The organism is Frankia umida (assembly GCF_023242945.1).
Classification (GTDB): Bacteria; Actinomycetota; Actinomycetes; order Frankiales; family Frankiaceae; genus Frankia; species Frankia umida.
In genome coordinates this window covers 530,367-550,369 of sequence record NZ_JALKFT010000001.1, presented here as the reverse complement: position 1 = coordinate 550,369, position 20,003 = coordinate 530,367, and the positions used below count along the sequence as shown (strand labels likewise).

The following is a 20,003-nucleotide window of genomic DNA, read 5'->3' as shown; positions in this document are numbered from 1 at the left end:
CCCCCCCCCGGGCGCGGGGGGGGGGGGGGGGGCGGGGGGGGGGGCCCCCCCCCCCCCCCCCCGGCCACAGCGCCTCGCCCAGCCGGTCACGCTCCGACCCGTGCCGGCGGCTGGCCGGATGACCGGCACCAGCGGCGCGCACCATTCCCGGGCCGGGTCGGCTCGCCGTAGGGGAGCCCAGCGCGGTCACCGCGTCCGCGCCCAGCCGGGCCGCCAGATCCGTGCGTCGGCTGACCTGCAGTTTTCGGTACACCCGGGTGAGGTGCTGCTCGACCGTGCTGATCGTGACGTGCAGCCGGCGGGCGATCTCCCGGTTCGTGTGGCCAAGACCCGCGAGCAGGGCGACCCGCCGTTCCGCGTCGCTGAGCAGGCCGCTCGCGTCCACCTCGGCGCCCAGCAGCGAGGTCGTGCCGACCAGCACGGGTGCGACCTGCTCCAGGTCGGCGGTGGTCCGCGGCTCGCCCTGCCGGTCATCGGCGCTGAGCCGCGTCAGCAGCGGTTCGACGCCGAGCTGGCGGGCCAGGTGGGCGGCGACCCGGGCCACCACCCGCGCGCGGCTGGTCTCCCCGACCGCGCGCAGCTCCTCACTGAGATCGGTGTAGGCGTGGGCGAGTTCCAACGGGCCGCAGCCGCCGCTCTCGCCGATGTCGACCGCCTCGCGCAGCAGCCGCAACCGCCGGTCGGGGCCGCTGCTCGCGGCGAGCAGCCGCAGCGCGGGCACGCGCAGCGGCGACTGACCGGTGCCCAGCCGGCGCAGTTCCTGCTCGGCCAGCTGCTGGGCCTGCTGGTGGCGACCGAGCAGCAGCAGAGCCCAGGCCAGGTCCGTGCGCCAGGGGGCATCACCGCTGTTGGCCGGATGCCAGGCGAGGGAACGGTCACGGCAGGTGAGGAAGTCGCTGACCGCGGCTCGGGCCCGGCCGCGGGCGAGGTAGTAGGCGCCGCGGGCGTGCAGCTGATCCAGCCCGCAGATCGTGTCGGTGGCGGCCGTGGGCACCGGGATCGCGAGGAACTCCTCGGCGGCGTCGAACCGGTTGTTCGCGCTGGCGCACCGAACCCCGATCGCGACCACGACGCCGACCAGCACACCCCAGCCGGGCGCCTGCAGTGCGGCCAGCGCGTCCCGCGCGCACCGCTCGGCGTCGGCCAGCTCACCGCGTGCCTGGTGGCTTTCGGCCCGCATCGCCGACAGCAGGGCGGCGAAGGCGCCCATCGGCGTGCCGGCCAGCGGATCCCGCCACGATCCGCCGGCGGCGAGCCGATCAGCGAAGATCATCGTGGCGAGCACCAGGCTCAGCGTGCCGACGGCCTCATGCCCCGGGCCGTGGGCGGCCAGAACCCGCTCCACAGCCGCCACCGCGTCGCCGTGCGAGCTCACCGTACCCATCGCCGCGATGATGTCGGAGCTGGTGGTGGGCAGCCGGCCGTTGCCGGCGCCGTGCTCCCGGGCCAGCTGGGCGAGCAGAACCTCGGCGTCACCGGCCCGACCCGGATACAGGTAGGCCTGGGCGAGCAGGGTGATCACCGCGCCGCGGGCCACCTCCTGGTCAAGTGTGTCACGGGCGCAGACGGCGGTGATCAGCTCGATCGCGCCGTCACCGTCGCCGTGCCAGAGCATCTGGTTGGCGACCACGACCGCGTGCCGGCCCCCGAGATGCCCGGCGCGGGCCGCGTCGACCAGTGTCGGCAGGTGGCGAGCGGCGTCGATCGGCCGGGTCCGCCACAGCACCCGGACCAGCAGCGCGGTGGCCACGGCCCGTTCGTCCGCGCCGATCTGGCGGGCCCGGGCCGTGCGCAGGCAGTCGATCGCCTCATCGTGGTCGCCCGCCGCCAGCGCGTCGCCGGCCGCCTCCACCAGCGCCTGATGCACCCAGGGTTCGTCCATCGGCCCGGCCCCGACCAGATGTCGAGCCACCCGCACCGACGGCGCGCCCCCGCAGTGCATCCGGCGGGCGGCCTCGGCGTGCAGCTCCGCCCGTTCGGACGGCGACATGTTGGCCAGGATCACCGCGGGCGTGCGCGGATCCCGGAATCCGTCCGGGCCGAGCAACCCCGCGGCCCGCAGCAGGGTGACGACCCGGCCCGCGATCTGCGGATCGACCTCCAGCAGGTTCGCGAGCAGCGCCGTCCCATCGGAGGCACCCAGCACCGCCAGGGCCCGCGCGCCCCGGGCCATCAGCGGCTCGCTGCGGTAGAGCAGCCCCAGCACCGCCTCGCCGAACGCGTCCTCCGAGCCGAACAGGCCGGCGGTGGCGGGCGGTTCCTGCGTCTGCGCCCGCAGCAACGCGTGCAGCAGCAGCGGGCTGCCACCGGTACGGGCGTGTACCTCCTCGGCGCCCAGCCAGGACGGCAGCACGAACCGCGCCATCAGCTGCCCGGTGCCAGCCACCGACAGCGGCCCGACCTGCAACGTCCGTACGTGCGGACCGGCGAGCTCGGCGTAGTGCGCGGGGCACAGCGGCAGGATGTGCGGACTCTCCGCGAGCAGCACGAGCATGGGCACCGACGGCAGCCGCCGACCCAGATACGACAGGCACTGCAACGAGGCGGCATCGGCCAGGTGCGCGTCATCCACCGTGATGACGACCGGCCCCTTCTCCGCCCGGGCCAGCAACTGGACGCACAACCCACGCAGCACGTACGCCGAACCCGCGTCGACCTCGTTCACCCCCAGGCCCGCCCAGGCTGCCCTGGCACCCTCATCCATCAGCTCCTGGGCCGCGGCGAGCTCGTCGGGAGCAAGACCCGCGCCATCCAGCAGCTGCGCGATGACGCCGAGCGGCAGGAGCCGCTCGGCACGGGAACCAGTCGCCCGCAGCACCGTCACCCCGGCCTCGCGCGCCTGCTCCTCCAACGACCGGACCAGCGCCGTCCTGCCACTCGCCACCGGGCCGACCAGATGGATCATCCCGCCGGATCCCCGCACGCACTCCTGCAGCTGCGCGGTGAGGCACTCGAGCTGATCCTGCCGCTCGACCAGGTGGTCATCGATGAATCCACGCACCGCCGCCCCTCTCACCATCACCCATCCGAGCGCAGCAGGAGTATCACCCGATGGCGCGTCGAAGGGCAAAGCCGAACGAAACGGTGGGCTTGAGATCACAATATTTCACCAGTGTTTGCGAACTAATACTTTCAGGCCACCTACCTGCGGCATTAACGGCCGATCACCGAACGATTACCACCCCACCGACCGCTCGGTGTCCGCTTCCTGACAACGTCCGAATCCCGGCAAACCGCCCGCATCGACATGCACAGCACGGCCGACACCGGTGCGGCCGACCGGGACCGCCGAACGCGACAAGGGCCGATAGGGGTGGTGCCGGGGCTGTCTGTCTCCGTAGCGTCCGTGTGCCACATGCCATCGCGCCCGGACCGTCGAGCCGTGGGCCGTGGCCCGTGACCCGCAGGCCATGACCCGTCGGGACGGTGCCACGGGCAGCCCTGGCGGCCAGTCCTGAATACCTTGTTCTCACCGAACGGAGCCCCCATGCCCGTCGAGTTCCTCGGCATCGCCATGACCAACGACGCGTCGGAGACAAATGCCCGCTCGGGCCCCAGTTTCGACCCGGAGTACACCCTGCGACTCGCCCGCGCGCACGAGGAGTTCGGCTGGGATCGGGTGCTGACGGCCTACAGCTCGGCGGCGCCCGACCCGGGATACGCCGCGGCCTACATCGCCGCGCACACCGAGCGGCTCCAGGTGCTGGTGGCGCACCGACCCAACGTCTGCCATCCGACCTTCGCCGCCCGGGCGTTCGCCACCCTCGACAATCTCAGCGCGGGTCGCCTCGCGGTGCATTTCATCACCGGCGGCAACACGCACGAGCAGGCCCGGGAAGGCGATTTCCTGGCGAAGGACCAGCGCTATGCCCGGACCCGCGAGTACATCCAGATCGTGAAACGTGCCTGGGCGTCGACCGAGCCGTTCGACCACGAGGGCGAGTTCTACCGGTTCGCCGACTTCGGCAGCGAGATCCTTCCCGTGCAGAAGCCGCGCCCGGCGGTGTCCTTCGGCGGCTCGTCGCCGGCCGCCTACGCGGCCGGTGGTGCCGAGGCGGACATCTTCTGCCTGTGGGGCGAGCCGCTCGAGCAGACCGCCGAGCAGATCGCCTCGGTGCGGGCCGCGGTCCACGCCTCCGGACGCACCGATCAGCCGAAGATCCAGGTGTCGTTCCGCCCGATCATCGCGCCGACCGAGGAGCAGGCCTGGGAGAAGGCCCACCGCGTCCTGGACACGATTCTCAGGCGCCGGCAGGCGAGCCCGGCGCTGATCGGCCGCTACTTCGCCGGCACCGCGGAGAACACCGGCACCCAGCGGCTGCTCGCCATCGCCGAACAGGGCGAGCGTTTCGATCGCGCGCTGTGGACGGCGACCGCGGCCGCGACCGGTGGGGCGGGTAACTCCAACGCCCTGGTCGGTACGCCCGAGACCGTCGCCGAGGCGCTGCTCGACTACTGCGATCTCGGGGTGGACATCATCTCGCTGCGTGGTTACGACCTGCTGACCGACACGGTGGACATCGGCCGGCACGTACTACCGATCGTCCGGGGCGAGGTTGCCCGGCGGGACAGGGCCGGGCAGGTCTCGGCGGGCCGCTAGCCCCTGCCCGCTCAGGCCTGGATGGGCGTCTTCACCGGCTTCGCCACGGCGTCGCCACGCTGGCCCGGCTCGGCACCCTCCTCGTGCTGGCCGGGTGCGCGCCCACCCATGGTCAGCGCGCAGACGACGGCTCCGGCCACGATCACCGCCGCACCGACCACGAACGCCCAGCTCCACCCGCTGGTGGTCGCCGAGGCGACGGCGGCGGGGTCGGTCGGGGACGGGTCCAGCGCGTCGACCCGGGCGTTGGCCACCGCGATCAGAATGGCCAGGCCCAGCGCGCTGCCGACCTGCTGCGCGGCGTTGACCAGCGCGGACGCGACGCCGGTGTCCTCCTCGGGGATGCCGGCGATCCCGGCCGCGGTCAGGCTGACGAAGGTCAGCCCGAGACCCGCACCGAACACGATCAGACCGGGCAGCACATCGGACACGTAGCTACCGGTGGGCGAGATCCGGACGAACAGCAGGATTCCCACGACGCAGAACAGCAGGCCGACGAGCACCACCGGGCGCAGACCGAACCGGTCCATCAGGCGGGGCGCGAGCTGGGCCATGGTGCCGACCGCGGCCGACAGCGACAGGAAGGAGAAGCCCGTGCGGATCGCCGACCAGCCGTGCACCTGCTGCTGGTAGAGCGTGATGAAGAACAGGATCGCCACGATGCCGGCCGACACCACGAGCATGCCGATGTCCGCGCCCAGCACGCTGCCGGACCGGAAGATCCGCAGCGGGAGCATGGGATTGCGCACCCTGGTCTGCAGCACGACGAACGTCGCCAGCAGTACCACCGCCAGCGCCAGCAGGCCGATGATCTCAAAGGTCAGCCAGCCCACCGTGTTCGCCCGGACCAGCGCGTACACCAGCGCGCCGAGCCCGAGCGTGACGGTCACCGCGCCGAGCGCGTCCAGACTGCCGGCGGACTCGTCCCGGCTCTCGGCGACGAACAGCGGCGTGATCAGGATGACCAGCGCCGTCACCGGCACGTTGATCAGCAGGACCCAGCGCCAGGACAGCCCGTCGGTCAGAACCCCACCGAGCACGAGACCGAGCGCACCGCCGCCGCCGGCCACCGTCGCCCAGATACCCAGGGCCCGGTTGCGCTCCTCCCCTTCCGGGAAGGCGACGGTGAGCAGGCTCAGCGCGGCGGGCGACATGAGCGCACCGCCGACCCCCTGCACCGCTCGTGCCCCGATCAGCAGACCGGGCGACTCGGCCAGGCCACCGACGGCGCTGGCTATCCCCAGAACCGCCAGACCGACCAGAAAGACCCGCCGCCGACCGTAACGGTCGGCGACCCGGCCGCCGAGCAGCAGCAGCCCACCGAAGGTGAGCGCGTAGGCGTTGAGCACCCACTGCAGGTCGTTGCCGCTGGCGAAGCCAAGGGCCTGCTGGATGCTCGGCAACGCCACATTCATGATCGTGACGTCGAGGACGACCATGAGCTGCCCGATGGACACGAGGCCCAGCACGATCCACTTGTGCGCACCGGGGCCCGCGGTCGCACCGCTGGGTGCGCGGGTCAGTTCTGCCATGGTGGCACCCTCTCCGAAATTCGCTCAACAGCTGTTGACTCGCGTATCTTAGGGTGATCGCAAAAAATGGGTCAACAGTCGTTGAGTGAGGGTCACTGTGACGTCCAACACGCCGACCGCCCGCCGCTCCGAACGTCGCCTCGTCACCCACGCGGCGATCCTCGACGCCGCTCGGTCGCTGTTTCGCGAGGGTGGTTACCAGCGCACGACGATCCGCGCGATCGGCCGCGAAGCCGGAGTCGACCCGGCGCTGGTCATCCAGCACTTCGGCAACAAGGAAGCGCTGTTCGAGGCCGCTTCCGAGATCGATTTCGACCTGGCGGAGGCGCTGCCCGGCCCCCGCGACGAGCTGAGCGCACGGGTACTCGAATACATGCTGACCCAGCTCGACAAGGAACCGGACGCGCTGCTGGCGACGCTGCGCTCGATGCTGACCCACCAGCAGGCGGCGCACGCCGCCCGCTGCGCCTTCCTCGACGACGGCGCCACCAAGATCAGCGGCGTGCTGGACGGGGAGGACGCCGGGCTTCGGTCGAGCCTCATCTGCACGATGCTGGTCGGCCTGATGGTCACCCGGCACCTGCTGAAGCTCGACGACATCGTCCAGGCACCCACCGAGCGGCTGATCGAGCTGGTCGAGCCCTGCCTGCGCTCCCTGGTCGAGCCGGAGCGGCGACTGTCCGACCACGGGTGAGCCCGGGGCCGTCCGCATGCGGGTGAGGCCGGGATGGCCGGGTGCGGTCACGTGCCCGGACCGCACCCGGCTCGGATCAGCTCCGCGTCAGGGAGCCGAGGGCATCCGGCGCGAGGAAGTCCCGGCTGATCTTCGCGTAGTCCGGTTCGCTGATCGCGGGCCGCAGCCGCCGACGCAGGTCGTCGACCCGCCGCAGGGCCTCCGTCAGGTAGATGTCGGCGAGCCCCTGGCTGGCCCCGCCGTCGTCGCTGGCCAGCTGGCTTGCCCGGGCGAGCGTCGCACCCGCGGTGAACAGCTCGCCCGCGAGCCGGTTGAGCAGCGCCAGCGACTGCTCCTGGGCGGCGAGCTCGCGTGGGTCGGGATGACGCCGGACAAGGTCCCGGCTGGCCTCGGCGAACCACCGCAGCTGCTCGTCGAGCGCCCCACGATGCTCCACGTTGGCCGGGGAGAGGTCGGCCGGCTCGGTGGCCTCGCGACCGTCCGCACCCGGGCGCAGGTCGAGCTGCGGCGCGCCCGGCCCGTAGAAGCGGGCCAGGTACTGCCGGGCGGTCACGTTGTCGACCTGGAAGTCGACGTTGCCGATGGTCCGGATGAGGCGGGCGTCGCGGAAGAACCGCTCCACCGGCAGCGGCCGGGCACCTCGACGCTGCTTGCTGCGCACCGTCTCGATACCCTCACCACCGAGCAGCGACACGGTCTGGTCCACCACCCGCCAGTTCGCGGCCCGCGAACCGTTCATGGCCAGGACCAGCTCGAACCACCGGTCGGCCAGGCCAGGTCCGATCAGGGCCCAGCGCAGGGCGCTGTCCATCGCGAAGACGTCGGCGAACGAGGTGGCCAGCAGACGCTGGATCAGGTCGTACTCGGCCAGGCCACGCCCATCGATGAGGCGCCGGGACACGAAGTCCTCGGACCACCCCAGGCACAGGCGGGCGATGGCGAGCGCCGGACCCGAGGTGCTGTAGATCCGTCCGACGATGCCCATGGCCCGGGTCTGCGGCGCGGCCTGCGGGTTCTCGTCCCCCACCACCAGGACGTGCTCCCTGGGCACCCGGACGTCGTCGAAGGTGAGGGCGCCGACCGGCAGTCCCTTGGCGCCGACGAACTCGTGCGCGTGGGCGCTGAACCCGGGCTGGCGGGTGTCCGCGAAGAAGACGGCGATGCGCGACTCGCCGTCGGCGACCTGCAGACCGGTCACCGCCAGCAGTTCGGCGATGTTGCCGCTGCCGATGAAGATCTTCTGGCCGCGCAGCAGGTACGCGGTGCCGTCCTCGGTCAGGGTTCCGGTCAGACCCGGCCGGCTGTTGTTCTGGCCGGTCGGCTCCGTGTCCGCCCAGCCCGCGATCGTGCGCCGCGCGATGTGGTCCTCCAACAGGTCCCGCACCGACCCGGCGGGCAGGAACCGGGCGAGCTCCAGGGGAGCGACCCCGTTCTGCACTCCGAGCAACTGCCCCACCGGCGCCGACCAGGTCGCCGCGCGGGCGACGGCGCGCAGGGCGCCGTAGGCCGACAGGCCGTGACCGCCGACGGCCGGATCCTGGCGCAACGACAGATAGCCGCGTTCCCGTAGCTCCTCGATGAAACCCTCGGGCAGGGCGGCGGTCCGGTCGGTCTCCTCCGGATCGACCCGGTCCTCGACGAACGTGCCGAGCTCATCGACCAGCTGGTCGGCGCGCTGCTCGACGTCGGGCTCCTCGGTCGGGAACGGGGCCAGCCGGTCCCAGTGCAGCCGGCCCGTGTCAAGGCTGGCGACAAAACTGCGCCCACCAGCCGGTAGGGCCGTTTCTGAACTCATGGAAAGGCTCCTTCTCGATGCCCCGAAATATGCCCATGACACGGGCCAGCAGGCCGGAATCACCGGAACGGGAAGTCACCCGAAAGGCGCCCCGAAGACGCCTGTTCACCGGTCCGGCCGATAGTGGCCGATCTAACCGATAGTGAAGATTAGCGTCGAGGTACCCCTAGCGCCAACCCCGACCGACCCCTGTCCACCAGCGCCGACGACCTGGGCGGGCACTGATCACGGACCGGCCGGCACCCCGCAACATTCGAGCAACATCCGTGTCGCGCGCCCAGCCACGCGCGTCGACACCGGCCGACAATCCGGCGCGTGCCGGAGCCGACCACCCTTCCGGGCGACACGCCGAGACGGCGATCCCGAACACCCGGCCACCAGGATGAAAGGCTCTGACATAGGGCGCCACGGTATCCAGACATCTTCCCGCATCCGCGGGAGATTACAGCCAGACCACATCTGCGTCCCGAGGAAGCTATGAGCATAACCATTCCCGGATTCGACTACACCCGCGTTCCGGTGGGGGAGGTGACCCTCCAGGTCGCCGTCGGCGGCGCCGGCAGTCCGGTCGTCCTTTTGCACGGATTTCCGCAGACCCACCTGGCCTGGCGGCATGTCGCCGCCGACCTCGCCACTGACCATCTGGTGGTCTGCCCAGACCTGCGTGGCTACGGAGCGAGCGACAAACCCGCGGACGACCTCGAACACTCCGTCTACAGCAAACGGACAATGGCCGCCGATGTGGTCGAGCTGATGCGCCGGCTCGGCCATGAGCGTTTCGCCGTCGTCGGTCACGACCGCGGTGCCGGTGTCGCCTTTCGCGCCGGCCTGGATCAGCCGGAGCATGTCAGTCACCTCGCCGTTCTCGGCGTCATTCCCTATGGTGACCTGTGGACCGGGCTGAGCTACCAGGCGGATGCCTTTCTGTTCCACCTGCACCTGATGGCGCATCCGGCCCCGTTCCCGGAGCAGCTCATCGGCGCCGACCCGGACCGGTACTTCGGCTATTTCCTTGACACCTGGGCCACCGAGCCCGAGGCGATTCCCACGCCGGTGCGTGCCGCCTATCTGGCCGCCGCCCGGTCACCGGAGGCGATCGCGGCCGTCTGCGCCGACTACCGGTCGGGGGCGTTCGTCGACGGTCTGCACGACCAGGCCGACCGGGCGCACGAACGGCAGCTTCAGATGCCGGTCGTCGCCATCGGAAACGGCCTGGGTGGCGCTCCCCCGCCGTTCGATTTCGAGGCTGTCTGGAAGTCGTGGGCCCCCAGGCTGCACACGATCGTCCTCGACGGCGGACACCTGCTGCCCGAGGACCGCCCGGTCGAGGTGGCCGCGGCGGTGCGGGATCTGGTCGCGACACCCGCCTGAACACGTCCCTGTCCACCCGGTAGGTCCGCTGTCCCGGCCCGTTCAGAACAGGACGTCGGCGAGGACACGAAAGCCGGTCAGAACCGCCCCGATCGCGACGAGGCGCAGGAACGTCGCCAGGCTGGGTTCGAGCGGGCCCGGTTCCCAGCGCTCCACGGGTGTCGCCGCGAACCGGGCGCCGCGGTACCGCTCGAATATCAGGAGCGGATAGTCGGACGACCGCGGCTGGCGCACGCGCACGTACGTACGTACGTGATCTGACGGAGATCGCCGACCGGAACGCTCACCACCCGCCCGGGAGAACGCCCGAGCACAAGCCGCCCGCCACGAAGGGCCACCATCTCCCGTCGTTCGCGGAGCCAGGCCCGAAACGCCCAGACACACACCACCGGGATGGCCAGGTACTGGACCAGGATCGCGGCACTCATCACCACCGCCAGCGCGGAGAGCGCACTCCCCGCATGCAGCGCACCGCCGAAAACAGCCACGATCACCAGGACCCGCCGCCGCGCGATCCTCGCCGCCGCCGGCGCGATGACGAGATCGACCGGGTGGGACACGTCCGCCTCCACTTCGGTCGGGGAAACATCGTCAGCAGCTCACGAAGGTGGCGCACACCGTCCACGGTGCGAAACGGCACATCGATGCGGTCGAAAAGTCGCATGACCTCGTCTCGGTTCCACACCGTCGTATCGAGGTACACCGGCGGAACCGGCGAGGAACTCTCGACCACGAGCCGTTCGCTGATCTGCGACGACATTCTTGTGGGGCGTACCTTCACCATGCTGACCCGGCTCACCTCGCCACAGCCGATGCGGCTCGTCCGGACGCGCCAGTCGGTGTAGGAGACCACTCCCTCGTCGGCGACCAGCCGCTCGTTTCGCCGTATCCGCCACAGATACCAATCCAGGGCGCCGAGCATTACCACGGCGCACATGATCAGAGCAGGCATCGTGTTCATACCGTCCGACCCGCGAGGGCCCGGCCAGCCGTAGAACACCCAAGGAACTGATACCAGCACGGCCAGAAGAAACAAGTTTCGGATCGTCGACGTGGACGGGCGGACAACCGTGTCATCGTGGGCCGCGGGCCGCGTGCGGTCCGGAGGGCGGAAAGGCCCGCTCCGAGCCAGGTTTCGAGCCGGGATTGATGGTGGCTGTCGCGGGGAACCGAGCGGGCCATGGCGGTAACCTGATCGCCTGGGGGCGGGCTAGCGGGCGGCGTTCTTGACGAACTGCTCGCGGTAGCTGGCGCGGTCGCCGGCGTAGTAACCGGCGCGGACGTGGCGGCGAAGTGTGGTGTCGTCGGTGGCGCGGGCGGCGGCATGCCACAGGTAGGCGTCGTGCAGCAGGACGTCGCCGCGGTCGGCGTACAGCGCTATCTCCCCGGGGACCTTCTCGAAGCCCAGCGGCATCGGGAACGGCGGGGGGGTGTCGGTGTGGCCGCCGGCGGGGCGGGCGTCCACGGGCACCGGGGCGTTGTTGATGTTGCGGTAGGGCGGCGGGGTCGCCCAGCGGTGCGAACCGGGGACAACCCGCAGGAATCCGTTGGCGGGGCTGGTCTCGTCCACATGGATGGTGAAGGCGGCGCCGGGCCAGACGTCCAGGCTCGGCATGGCCTGCCAGTCGGAGTGCCAGCCGATCCGGGTGTAGCCGGATTCGCGGCCCGGCCGGGCATCCTGGTAGATCACCCCGGAACCGGCGTCACCAAGCGTCCAGATTTCGCCACCCAGGAGCCGTCGCAGGGCTGTGACCAGCAGCGGATGTGACGCGACCGTGCGCACCGCCGGCGAGAGCTCCTCGACATGCTCGACGTAGTTCACGTACGGCTCTGACCCCGCCGGCTCGACCTCCGCGGCCGGGACCGTGGCCGCCGCGTCGGCGAAGCGGGCGTCCAGGTACTGGGTGGAGCCGTATCGCTGGGGCACCGTGCCCTCGAGCACCGCCCGCTGCGCCCGGGTGCACTCCGCCTCGATCTGGTCGACGGTGGCGGCCGGGAGCAGACCGCGCAGGACGACGAAGCCGTACCGCCGATAGAAGTCGAGCAGGCCGGGGACGTCCAGCGGGTCCGGCTGGGTCGCGTCCAGCCGGAAGACCCCGACCTCGGCGAACGGAGACGGCGGGGGCGCCGTGTCTCGATCTGGCTGGGCGGCTACGGGCCGGACCTCGGGGACCTGGACGGGCCGGGCACTCTCCACGATCACAACCTCCATCCTGGCGGCGAGCACAGCCAGCCGCACCGCCCACTGGATTTGCGTCCGCCCACCGTATGGCCGGCTGGTTTCGGGCCCGTTGCCCTCCTGGCCGGCACCTGGGCGCACGCGGGAGGTCAGCCGCCGTCGAGGCCGCGTTGGACGAGCTGCCAGCGCATCTCCCGGACAGCGACGTGCCGGCGGGATTTGACCGTGCCCAACGGCACGCCGAGCAGGCCGGCGGTCTCGTTCTGGGTGCGGTCGAGGCAGTGCAGGTGGACGAGGGTCTCGCGGTGCGCGGCGGAGAGCCCCAGCAGCACCTGGACGAGGTCGACCCGCAGCAGCACGGCGCTGAGCGCGTCGGCGGCGGGTGCGTCGGCCAGACGTGCCTCGTCATCGGGCAGCAGCATCCGCTCCCCGGGGCGCGCCGACTGCCGTCGGTGCCAGTCGATGGCGAGGTTGCGCGCGACCCGAAACAGCCAGGCCCGCGCGTTGCCGTGGCCGACGAGGTCCGCACGGTGCCGCCAGGCACGCAGGAACGTCTCCTGCACGAGATCCTCGGCGCGTCCCGCGTCGTCAGGGCCGATCCGGCGGACGTATCGCAGCAGGTCGGCGGCGCATTCGTCGAACAGGACCCGCACGAAGGCGTCCGCCGGCTCCGCGCCCCGATCCTGACCCGACCCGCGGGACGGCTCCCAGGCGGACTCGCCGGCCTCCTCCCCGGCCCCGTTCTCGGCGGACCGGCTGGAGGGGTGGGTCAGGTCCGCCACCACGAGCCCCCTCACCGGAGCGGGCGATCTTCGCTTAGCGTGGCCGACCCGCGACACAGCGGAAGAATATCCTATTACTGCAATTTATCCAGGTCGTGAAACAAGCGGCTCCCATGATTTGGCCTCTGCACACCGGACCGTCTTTTTCCGTTCAGTTGGACGTTGCCGGACGGACCCGATCCGCAGTGGCGCCGATCAGTCGTCGCCTCCTGCCGAGGGGAGATCGGCGGGATCGAGGCGCAGCAGATCATCGGTCGTGGGTGTGTCGAGCTCGGCGACCCGCTGGGCCTGGTTCTCGGTCATCCACTGGAAGAGCTGGCGGGCCACCCGGCCGTTGCCGAATCCGCGGCCGCGGGGAAGCGCGGTGAAATAGGCGTCGAGCGCCGCGATGGTCGGCTCCGGCAGCTCGTACTGGTGTTGGCGGGACTGGGTGGCGACGATCTGGGTGAGTTCGTCGGCGGTGTAGTCCTCGAAGCTGATGACCCGGGAGAACCGGGAGGCCAGACCCGGGTTGGAGGCGACGAACCGGCTCATCTCCGCCGGATAGCCGGCGACGATCACCACCACCTGGTCGCGGTGATCCTCCATCAGTTTGACCAGGGTGGCGATCGCCTCCTGACCGAAGTCGTTGCCCTGATGCGCCGGGACGAGTGAATAGGCCTCGTCGATGAAAAGCACACCGCCGAGCGCCCGGCGAAAGACCGCCTGGGTCTTCGGCGCGGTGTGCCCGACGTACTCGCCGACCATCGCCGAACGGTCCGCCTCGACGAGATGGCCGCGTTCGAGCATGCCGAGGGCGGCGAGCAGCCGGCCGTACAGGCGGGCCACCGTCGTCTTGCCGGTCCCGGGGTTGCCGGCGAACACGAGGTGCCGACTCAGCGGCGGCGCGGGCAGACCCGCCTCCTGCCGGCGCCGCACCATCCGCATGAGCTTCACCTGGGCGCCGACGTCCTGTTTGACCCGGTCGAGGCCGACCAGTCCGGCCAGCTCGCCGAGCAGGTCCTCGAGGCTTTCCACCGGCGGCTCGTCCGCATCGGTGGTGACGCCGGCGCCGATGGCGACGCCGGCGCCGGGGCTGGGGAGGGCGCCGGGGCTGGGGAGAGCGCCGGGAGTGGGGAGAGCGCCGGGCAGGCGGGGGTCGCGGACACCCACGGACTCACAGCGCGCGAGCGTCGGTTCGGCGCCGTCGGCGAGGCTCAGGTCCGACTCGCAGTCGAGGATGCGACATCCGGTGAGGGTCGGGTGGGCGTTCGACCCCACATGCACCGCCGGGAAGGCGGAGCCGGACAGTTCGCAGTCGGTGTAGGTGCCGGCCGCGCCGTCGCCGACGAACAGGGCGTTCTTCGCCGCCCGGCGCAGCCTGGTCGCCCGGACCCGCGGCGCGGCGCCGGTCCAGACCACCAGGGCAGAACCACCGGCGTCCGTGATCTCGCAGTCCTCGAGGGTGGCGCGGGCGTCCCTGGCCAGCACCACTCCGGCCGTCCCGCTGCGTTCGACCCGGCAGGCCCGCAACTCCACCTCGGCAGCCGCGTCGATCTGGATGCCGACGCCGCCGGCGTCGGTGACCCGGGTGTCGACACAGTGCACAGTGGTGCCACCGGTGACGGCGAGCCCGGTGGCGTTGCGGTCGAGGGTCGTCTCCCGCGCCCGCAGGGTGGCGGTGGCGTCGAGGTGGATACCGGCCATCGCGCTGCCCTCGATCACGAGCGCCGAGACCTGCGCCTGCGCCGCTCCGGCGAGATGCAGGCCGTGCTCGGGGGTGCCGCGCAGCCGGCCGCCGACCAGCTGGACCTGCGCCCGCTCGCCGACATGCACGTTGCTGTAGCCGCTGTCCTCGACGAGCAGATCGGTCAGGACGGCCCGCACCGAGTCGGTCAGGAACACCCCGTTGGACGCGCTGGCGCGCACCGCCCCGCCGCGTACGCGCAGCTGGACCTGACCGCGGGCCACCAGCCCACTCGTCGCGGCGGCGTCGAGGTCGCAGTCGTGCAGGAGCACCTCGGAGCCACCGACCAGCACCACGCCGGCCTGGCCGCTGCGCCGAATCCGACAGCCGGTCAGGGACACCCCGGCGCCGCCCTCGACCAGCAGTCCATCGGTCCCGGCGCCGACGATCTCGCAGGCTGACAGCCGGGCGCTGCCCAGCGGCGCCGTCCCCCCCGGGTCACCCGGACCACCCGAATGACCCGGACCACCCGAGTCACCGGAGCCCGCGGGGTCGGCCGGAGGCGCGGGCTGGTCGGGGGTGGGGTGGTGGGCCTCCGGTGGGGTGGTGCCCAGTACTCGGACGCCCTCGCCGCCGGGGTGCCAGAGCAGGCAGTTGGCCAGGTCAGCGGTGGCCTCCTGCTCGATCAGCAGGCCGCTGCTGCCGACCTGCGCGATCTCGCAGTCCCGCGCCCGCAGGGTCGCCCGGGAACGCAGCCGCACCCCCGAGCCGCTCACCCGGCTGATCCGGGAACCGACCAGGTCGAGGACGGCGTTCCCGGCGGCGACGACCGCGGTGCCATCGACCCCCTCGATCACGCAGCCCTCGACCGTCGCCGCACCCGAGCCATGCACGTGCAGTCCGGCCAACGCGGCCCCGGCGAGCCGGCAGGACCACAACCGGGCCGTGCCGGCGGTGACCTCGGCCCGTCCCCCGACCAGGTCGCATTCGTACAGGTGCGCCGCACCCTCGGCGACGACCAGAACCGCCTCGCCGGGCTCCACGCCCAGCAGGCCGATCCCCCGCAGGGTGACCGTGGCCCGCACGACCAGCGGCCCGGCCCCCCGAATCCACACCGTTCCGGGGCCGCCCGCCGCGGTCAGTTCGACGTCGCGGTCGATCACGAGGCGTTCGGCGTAGCGTCCGGGTGCGATCATGATCGTCCCGCCTGGCGGCACCGCCCGCAGGGCCGCGGCGATGCTCGCGAACCCGACCTCACCCACCTGGACCGTCGCGGACCCCGGGACCGGACCGACCGCCGGATCGGGGCTGCCGATCACCGCGCCCGGCCCGTCCGCCGCGCCGGGATCACCGCCCGCACCGGCCAGTCCCCACCAGCCCGGCTCGTCCGAACCGTCCGGCCGACCGGGAAGATCACCACCGGCGCCCTCGCTCACCACACCGGCCCGCTGAGCGCTCCGGATCCTGCGCATCCACACTCCCGTCCGTCCCGCTCCACCTGATCCAACCGCGCCCCGCCGGCGGTGCGTACGCAGCGCTGTGCCCGTCTTGGTCGCTGTGCCCGCTCTGGTCGCTGTGCCCGCTCTGGCGCCGCCGCTCAGCCGGCTCCGCCGAAACCGGCCGGCGGTGGGACGGGAGCGAAGGCCGTGAACGGGGAGAGCACCGTCGTCGGCAGCACGAGTCTGACCTGGCCGGCGTCCGGCACGGCGATGTTGTCCTGGGGACGCAGGTTCGCCGCCTTGAGCACCAGGGCCGTCCCGATCGTCCGCTCGACGAACCGTTCGACGAACTGCAGGCCGATGTCGGGCATGCCACCACGGTGGAAGTAGCGTCCGGAGCCGAGCAGATGGCCGAGCGTGCGCAGGCTGCCGAAGGCCGCACCGGAGATCAGCGAGCCGGCGCCGCCCCACGCGCCGGCGAGCGCCGCCGTACCGCCGTGCAGCGCGACGTAGTCCGTGGGCAGGCCGAACGCGGCGGCGTTGACGGCGTTCGCCACGAACGAGGAGATGAAGCCGACCGCCAGGGTGCCCTGGAGGTAGTCATAGCTCGCCTGGCGCCACCGGGCCGGGTTCTCCGTGCCCGCCCATTCGTTGTCCCAGTGCTTGTCGTGGTTGTACGGATTGCGGTTGAGGTCCTTGCCGCCGTCCAGGTTGGCCAGGCCGTCCTTGACCCCCTTGAGGCCGAAGGCCTGCCGGTCGTGCAGGACGCTGTTACCGGTCTTGATTCCGCTGGACACGGCCGCTCCGACGAGCGCGCGATACCAGTCCTGCGGGTTCAGGTCGCCGTTGTTGAACGCGAGCGCGACCAGGACCTGCACGGTGAAGTCGGTGACGAATTCCTGGGTGAAGTCGAGGGATGCCTTCTGCAGGGTCCGCGACCAGGACGATCGGAAATCGCCGACCAGGCCGTTGGTGGCGGTGTACTGCAACCGGTTCGACTCCCGCCACATCCGGTTCTTGCCGCGGAACTCACTCGCCAGGCCGCGGAACTCGAACTCTCGGCCGACCTGGCTGTAATGCGCGTGTTGGATGGAGAAACGCAGCGGCCCGCGTTCCCAGACGGTGCCGGACAGAGAGCGAAAACGCAGCAGACGACCGTTCACGTCGGTCTCACGCCACTGCTTGTGGAAGTTCTCGGTCTCCCGGAAGACGCCGTTGCCCTTGTCGACCCGCTGGCGGTAGACGCCGCCCTGGTCGTACTCGGTCCAGGTGCCGTGGCCGACGGGCTGCCCGGGTGGGCGGGCGTGGGTGTCGTAGACGCGGACCCGGCCGCCGGCGAACTCACGCATGATGTCGCCGGTGCCGTCGACGTCGCGCCAGGGCGCCTGGCCTCTCCCTGCCGGCGGCTGGCCCTGCCAGCCCCGGTTGTGCCAGAACTCCCGGGTCGCCGCGGTGTTCGCGGCCACGTTGCCGTTGGCGTCGCGGATCTCCGAGTGCCAGGTCCCGTCAGGGCGCCGTCCCGCGTACAGTCCCCGGCCCTTGTCCAGGGCGCGCAGGTCACGGACGAGCTGGTGGGTGCCACCGATGTTCTGGAAGTCGTGGTACGAGTCGTCCCAGGCACCGGTCCCGACGGTGTTGCGGCCGCTGACCCGGGTGCCGTGGCCGCCGGCGTCGTCCGTCCACCGCCAGGTGCCCGAGTGGGGATCACCCGAGGAGTGGACGACGGTGTGCGCCGGAGCCGGCGCGGCGCCGGTGTGCGGCTGGCCGGGCCACCACTGCTCCTGACGGGCGACGATCTGACCCATCGTGTTCCGCGTGATCGTCTCGCCGTGGACCGCGGGGCTGAACGCGTTCGGATGCGCCTGGGTGGGGTCGAAGGTCGGCCGGTTCCGCGGGTGGACGTGCGTGACGTCGCCGTGGGCGCCGGTGTAGCGGACGGCGTGCGGCAGGCCGCCGCCGGGGTCGGGCCGCACGTCCACCCAGTGCCTACCGCCTCCGAGGAAATGCCGGGTGCCATCGGTGACGGTCTGCTTCGCGGAGGTGATCTCCCGCCAGGGCAGGGCGCGGGGCTGGGCGGCCGGGAGGTTCCCGGCCAGCGAGGCCCACGTGCCGTGGACGTCGCGGCCGATCTCGATCGTGTTCCCGCCGTCCAGTTTGATCGTCCCGCGGACGAACAGTCCCTCCCGGGTGAAGTCGGAGAACGAGCCGTCCGGGGTGACCGCGCGGACACCAGTCGCCACCTGATGGCCGGCGGGGTTGCTCTCGGTCCAGCGGAACACCTGATAGCGGCTGTCGCCACGGTTGAGGCCGGAGGCGCGGAAGTCGACGGACCCGGTGCCCTGCCAGAGGAACTGCGGGGGACGCTGCTCGGCCCAGCGCACGGTCGTCAGGGTGTTGCCACCGGTCAGGGCGTCGCGGGTGCCGGTGTCCTTGACCTGGGGGGAGAACTCCTTGTAGCTGTCACCCGCCCGGTAACCGCCGCCGTTGACCGGGCTGACGGTGTGCTCGCGGTAGTGCAGCGCCTTGGGGAACCAGTTGAACGCCGACCAGTACCGCTGCGCGAGCGCACCGCCGCCCGGGGTCGTGGGGATGTCCTGCCAGCCCCGGCCCCAGCCGAGGCTTTCGCGGTTGCCCTGGAGGGTGAGCTGGCCGTCCTTGTGGAACCGGTACCACTGCCAGGAGCCATCCGGCTGCAGTTCGGCCCGGATGACACCGCCGTCGGCCGCCGTGCGGTACTCCCGCACGGTCGTGTTCCACACCGTGCCGTGCAGCTGGTCGGACCAGACCCGGCCTTCGGGGAGGTCGTTGAAGGTGCGGGTGCCTCGTCCGGCGTCCGCGCCGAGCTGGCCGTCGGCGCGCGCGGCCCACTGGTGCCAGTACCGCTTACCCGAGTCGGCGCGAAAGACCTCGAGGGTGCGATGCCCGCCGCCGGGACCGGTACCGGGACCGGCGCCGAGGTGCTCCCGGGAGTAGAACGGCTTCTTGTCCGCGCCGACGAGATGCAGGTCGCCGTTCGCCTTCACGGTCACGGTGCCGCTGCCGTTGTACCGCGGCGGCCGGGCCGCCGGCGCCCCCGGGCCCCGCGGCGCCGCCTGGATGTGACCTGTGCGCGCGGTGCCGCCGGCATCCGTCCAGGTCCAGGTGCGCGCGGTGTGGTCGACCTGCAGGTAGGTGCCGGCCCCGCCACCGTCACGGTTCAGGTAGGTGATCCGCTCGGAGCGCAGCGCCCCGTCCGGGCCGAACACCAGATGGTCGTTGCGGTGCGCCGTCGTGCCCCGGTTCGTGACCCGGTAGCCGGTGCCGTCCTGGGTGACCCGGAAGTCGGCCACCTGGGTGCCGCCGTGCTCCAGCCGCAGCACCGGGTTGCCCGCCCCGTCGAGCCGGCCGTGAATGCGCGCCGGGCCGAGGTTGCCGTGCCCGTCGCGTGGGATGACAAGCTCCTCGACGATGCGGCCGTCGGGAGCGTGACGCTGCAGGTCACCGGCCGCGTTACCGAGCCGGACATCGCCGTTCGGGCTGATCTGCAGCGTCGTCCAGTCCCGGCGCAGGCCGCCGGCGCCCACATGGGAGCCGGTGCCGGCGGTGAGGTCGATCTCGAGGGTGCCGTCCGCCGTTCCGTGGATGTTGATGGCGTCCAGCTGCCGCCCGACCAGCGTGCCGTGCGCGTCGTAGCGGTACACCGAGGTTCCGCCGAGCTCGGTGATCTCGTGTATGCCGTTGTTCCAGGTGTGGGTGAACTGCACCGGGGCGTGGGGAACCGGCCGTTGCAGGGTGGCGGTGTGGGTGGTGACGTCCACCTCCAGCCGGCCGTCGACGGCTCCGTTGATGGTCCGTACCGGTATCTCGAGGCCGATCAGGTTCCCGCCCTGGTCGAACCGCTGCCAGGCACCACTACCATCCTGACTCGTCAGCAGATGAGTGCTGTTCTGCCAGGTATGGGTGAAG

Annotated in this window: 12 protein-coding genes; 4 read left to right on the top strand and 8 right to left on the bottom strand. The window is 71.6% G+C overall.

Annotated features, from left to right (window positions below):
- Nucleotides 1–3,001, bottom strand: a 3,001-nt coding sequence (locus MXD59_RS02145) for a helix-turn-helix transcriptional regulator (RefSeq protein ID WP_248823211.1), incomplete at its 3' end; no start/stop codon positions are given.
- Between the two features lie 486 nt (nucleotides 3,002–3,487).
- On the opposite strand from MXD59_RS02145, the gene MXD59_RS02140 reads away from it, so the two are divergent.
- The gene (locus MXD59_RS02140; RefSeq protein WP_248823210.1) at nucleotides 3,488–4,600 is read left to right on the top strand and encodes an LLM class flavin-dependent oxidoreductase; all 1,113 of its coding nucleotides are present in this window, start codon (nucleotides 3,488–3,490) and stop codon (nucleotides 4,598–4,600) included.
- 11 nt (nucleotides 4,601–4,611) lie between these two features.
- Here the strand turns inward: MXD59_RS02140 and MXD59_RS02135 are convergent, their stop codons facing one another.
- Entirely contained in the window at nucleotides 4,612–6,132 is a 1,521-nt protein-coding gene (locus MXD59_RS02135; RefSeq protein WP_248823209.1) for an MFS transporter, read from the bottom strand.
- 97 nt (nucleotides 6,133–6,229) lie between these two features.
- On the opposite strand from MXD59_RS02135, the gene MXD59_RS26825 reads away from it, so the two are divergent.
- The gene (locus tag MXD59_RS26825; RefSeq protein WP_248823208.1) at nucleotides 6,230–6,826 is read left to right on the top strand and encodes a TetR/AcrR family transcriptional regulator; all 597 of its coding nucleotides are present in this window, start codon (nucleotides 6,230–6,232) and stop codon (nucleotides 6,824–6,826) included.
- Between the two features lie 76 nt (nucleotides 6,827–6,902).
- Here MXD59_RS26825 and MXD59_RS02125 read toward each other — a convergent pair whose 3' ends face one another.
- Nucleotides 6,903–8,621, bottom strand: a complete 1,719-nt coding sequence (locus MXD59_RS02125; protein WP_248823207.1) for an acyl-CoA dehydrogenase family protein — start codon at nucleotides 8,619–8,621, stop codon at nucleotides 6,903–6,905.
- A 477-nt stretch (nucleotides 8,622–9,098) separates the two neighbouring features.
- Between MXD59_RS02125 and MXD59_RS02120 the strand changes: the two genes are divergently transcribed.
- On the top strand, nucleotides 9,099–9,992 hold the full coding sequence (locus MXD59_RS02120) for an alpha/beta fold hydrolase (RefSeq protein WP_248823206.1): 894 nt from the start codon (nucleotides 9,099–9,101) through the stop codon (nucleotides 9,990–9,992).
- Between the two features lie 42 nt (nucleotides 9,993–10,034).
- Here MXD59_RS02120 and MXD59_RS02115 read toward each other — a convergent pair whose 3' ends face one another.
- Nucleotides 10,035–10,226 carry a hypothetical protein gene (locus MXD59_RS02115; RefSeq protein WP_248823205.1) on the bottom strand — a complete coding sequence of 64 codons (192 nt, stop codon included), beginning with the start codon at nucleotides 10,224–10,226 and terminating at the stop codon, nucleotides 10,035–10,037.
- Nucleotides 10,227–10,654: 428 nt separating this feature from the next.
- Between MXD59_RS02115 and MXD59_RS02110 the strand changes: the two genes are divergently transcribed.
- On the top strand, nucleotides 10,655–10,837 hold the full coding sequence (locus tag MXD59_RS02110; protein ID WP_248823204.1) for a hypothetical protein: 183 nt from the start codon (nucleotides 10,655–10,657) through the stop codon (nucleotides 10,835–10,837).
- Nucleotides 10,838–11,202: 365 nt separating this feature from the next.
- On the opposite strand, the gene MXD59_RS02105 is transcribed toward MXD59_RS02110, so the two are convergent.
- The 4 genes from MXD59_RS02105 to MXD59_RS02090 all read right to left on the bottom strand — a co-directional run.
- Nucleotides 11,203–12,078 (bottom strand): phytanoyl-CoA dioxygenase family protein, encoded by an 876-nt coding sequence (locus tag MXD59_RS02105; RefSeq protein WP_248823238.1) that lies wholly within the window; start codon nucleotides 12,076–12,078, stop codon nucleotides 11,203–11,205.
- 242 nt (nucleotides 12,079–12,320) lie between these two features.
- Nucleotides 12,321–12,968 carry a sigma-70 family RNA polymerase sigma factor gene (locus MXD59_RS02100; protein ID WP_248823203.1) on the bottom strand — a complete coding sequence of 216 codons (648 nt, stop codon included), beginning with the start codon at nucleotides 12,966–12,968 and terminating at the stop codon, nucleotides 12,321–12,323.
- A 180-nt stretch (nucleotides 12,969–13,148) separates the two neighbouring features.
- Nucleotides 13,149–16,091, bottom strand: coding sequence for a right-handed parallel beta-helix repeat-containing protein (locus tag MXD59_RS02095; protein ID WP_248823202.1), 2,943 nt, complete (start codon nucleotides 16,089–16,091; stop codon nucleotides 13,149–13,151).
- Nucleotides 16,092–16,216: 125 nt separating this feature from the next.
- Nucleotides 16,217–20,003: hypothetical protein (locus MXD59_RS02090; protein ID WP_248823201.1), on the bottom strand; the 3,787-nt coding region annotated here is incomplete at its 5' end.

What these genes read in the sequence shown, in the direction of transcription:
- MXD59_RS02140 (WP_248823210.1), top strand. Translation starts at nt 3,488, where the DNA reads ATGCCCGTCGAGTTCCTCGGCATCGCCATGACCAACGACGCGTCGGAG.
- MXD59_RS02135 (WP_248823209.1), bottom strand. Translation starts at nt 6,132, where the DNA reads ATGGCAGAACTGACCCGCGCACCCAGCGGTGCGACCGCGGGCCCCGGT.
- MXD59_RS02125 (WP_248823207.1), bottom strand. Translation starts at nt 8,621, where the DNA reads ATGAGTTCAGAAACGGCCCTACCGGCTGGTGGGCGCAGTTTTGTCGCC.
- MXD59_RS02120 (WP_248823206.1), top strand. Translation starts at nt 9,099, where the DNA reads ATGAGCATAACCATTCCCGGATTCGACTACACCCGCGTTCCGGTGGGG.
- MXD59_RS02110 (WP_248823204.1), top strand. Translation starts at nt 10,655, where the DNA reads ATGACCTCGTCTCGGTTCCACACCGTCGTATCGAGGTACACCGGCGGA.
- MXD59_RS02095 (WP_248823202.1), bottom strand. Translation starts at nt 16,091, where the DNA reads ATGCGCAGGATCCGGAGCGCTCAGCGGGCCGGTGTGGTGAGCGAGGGC.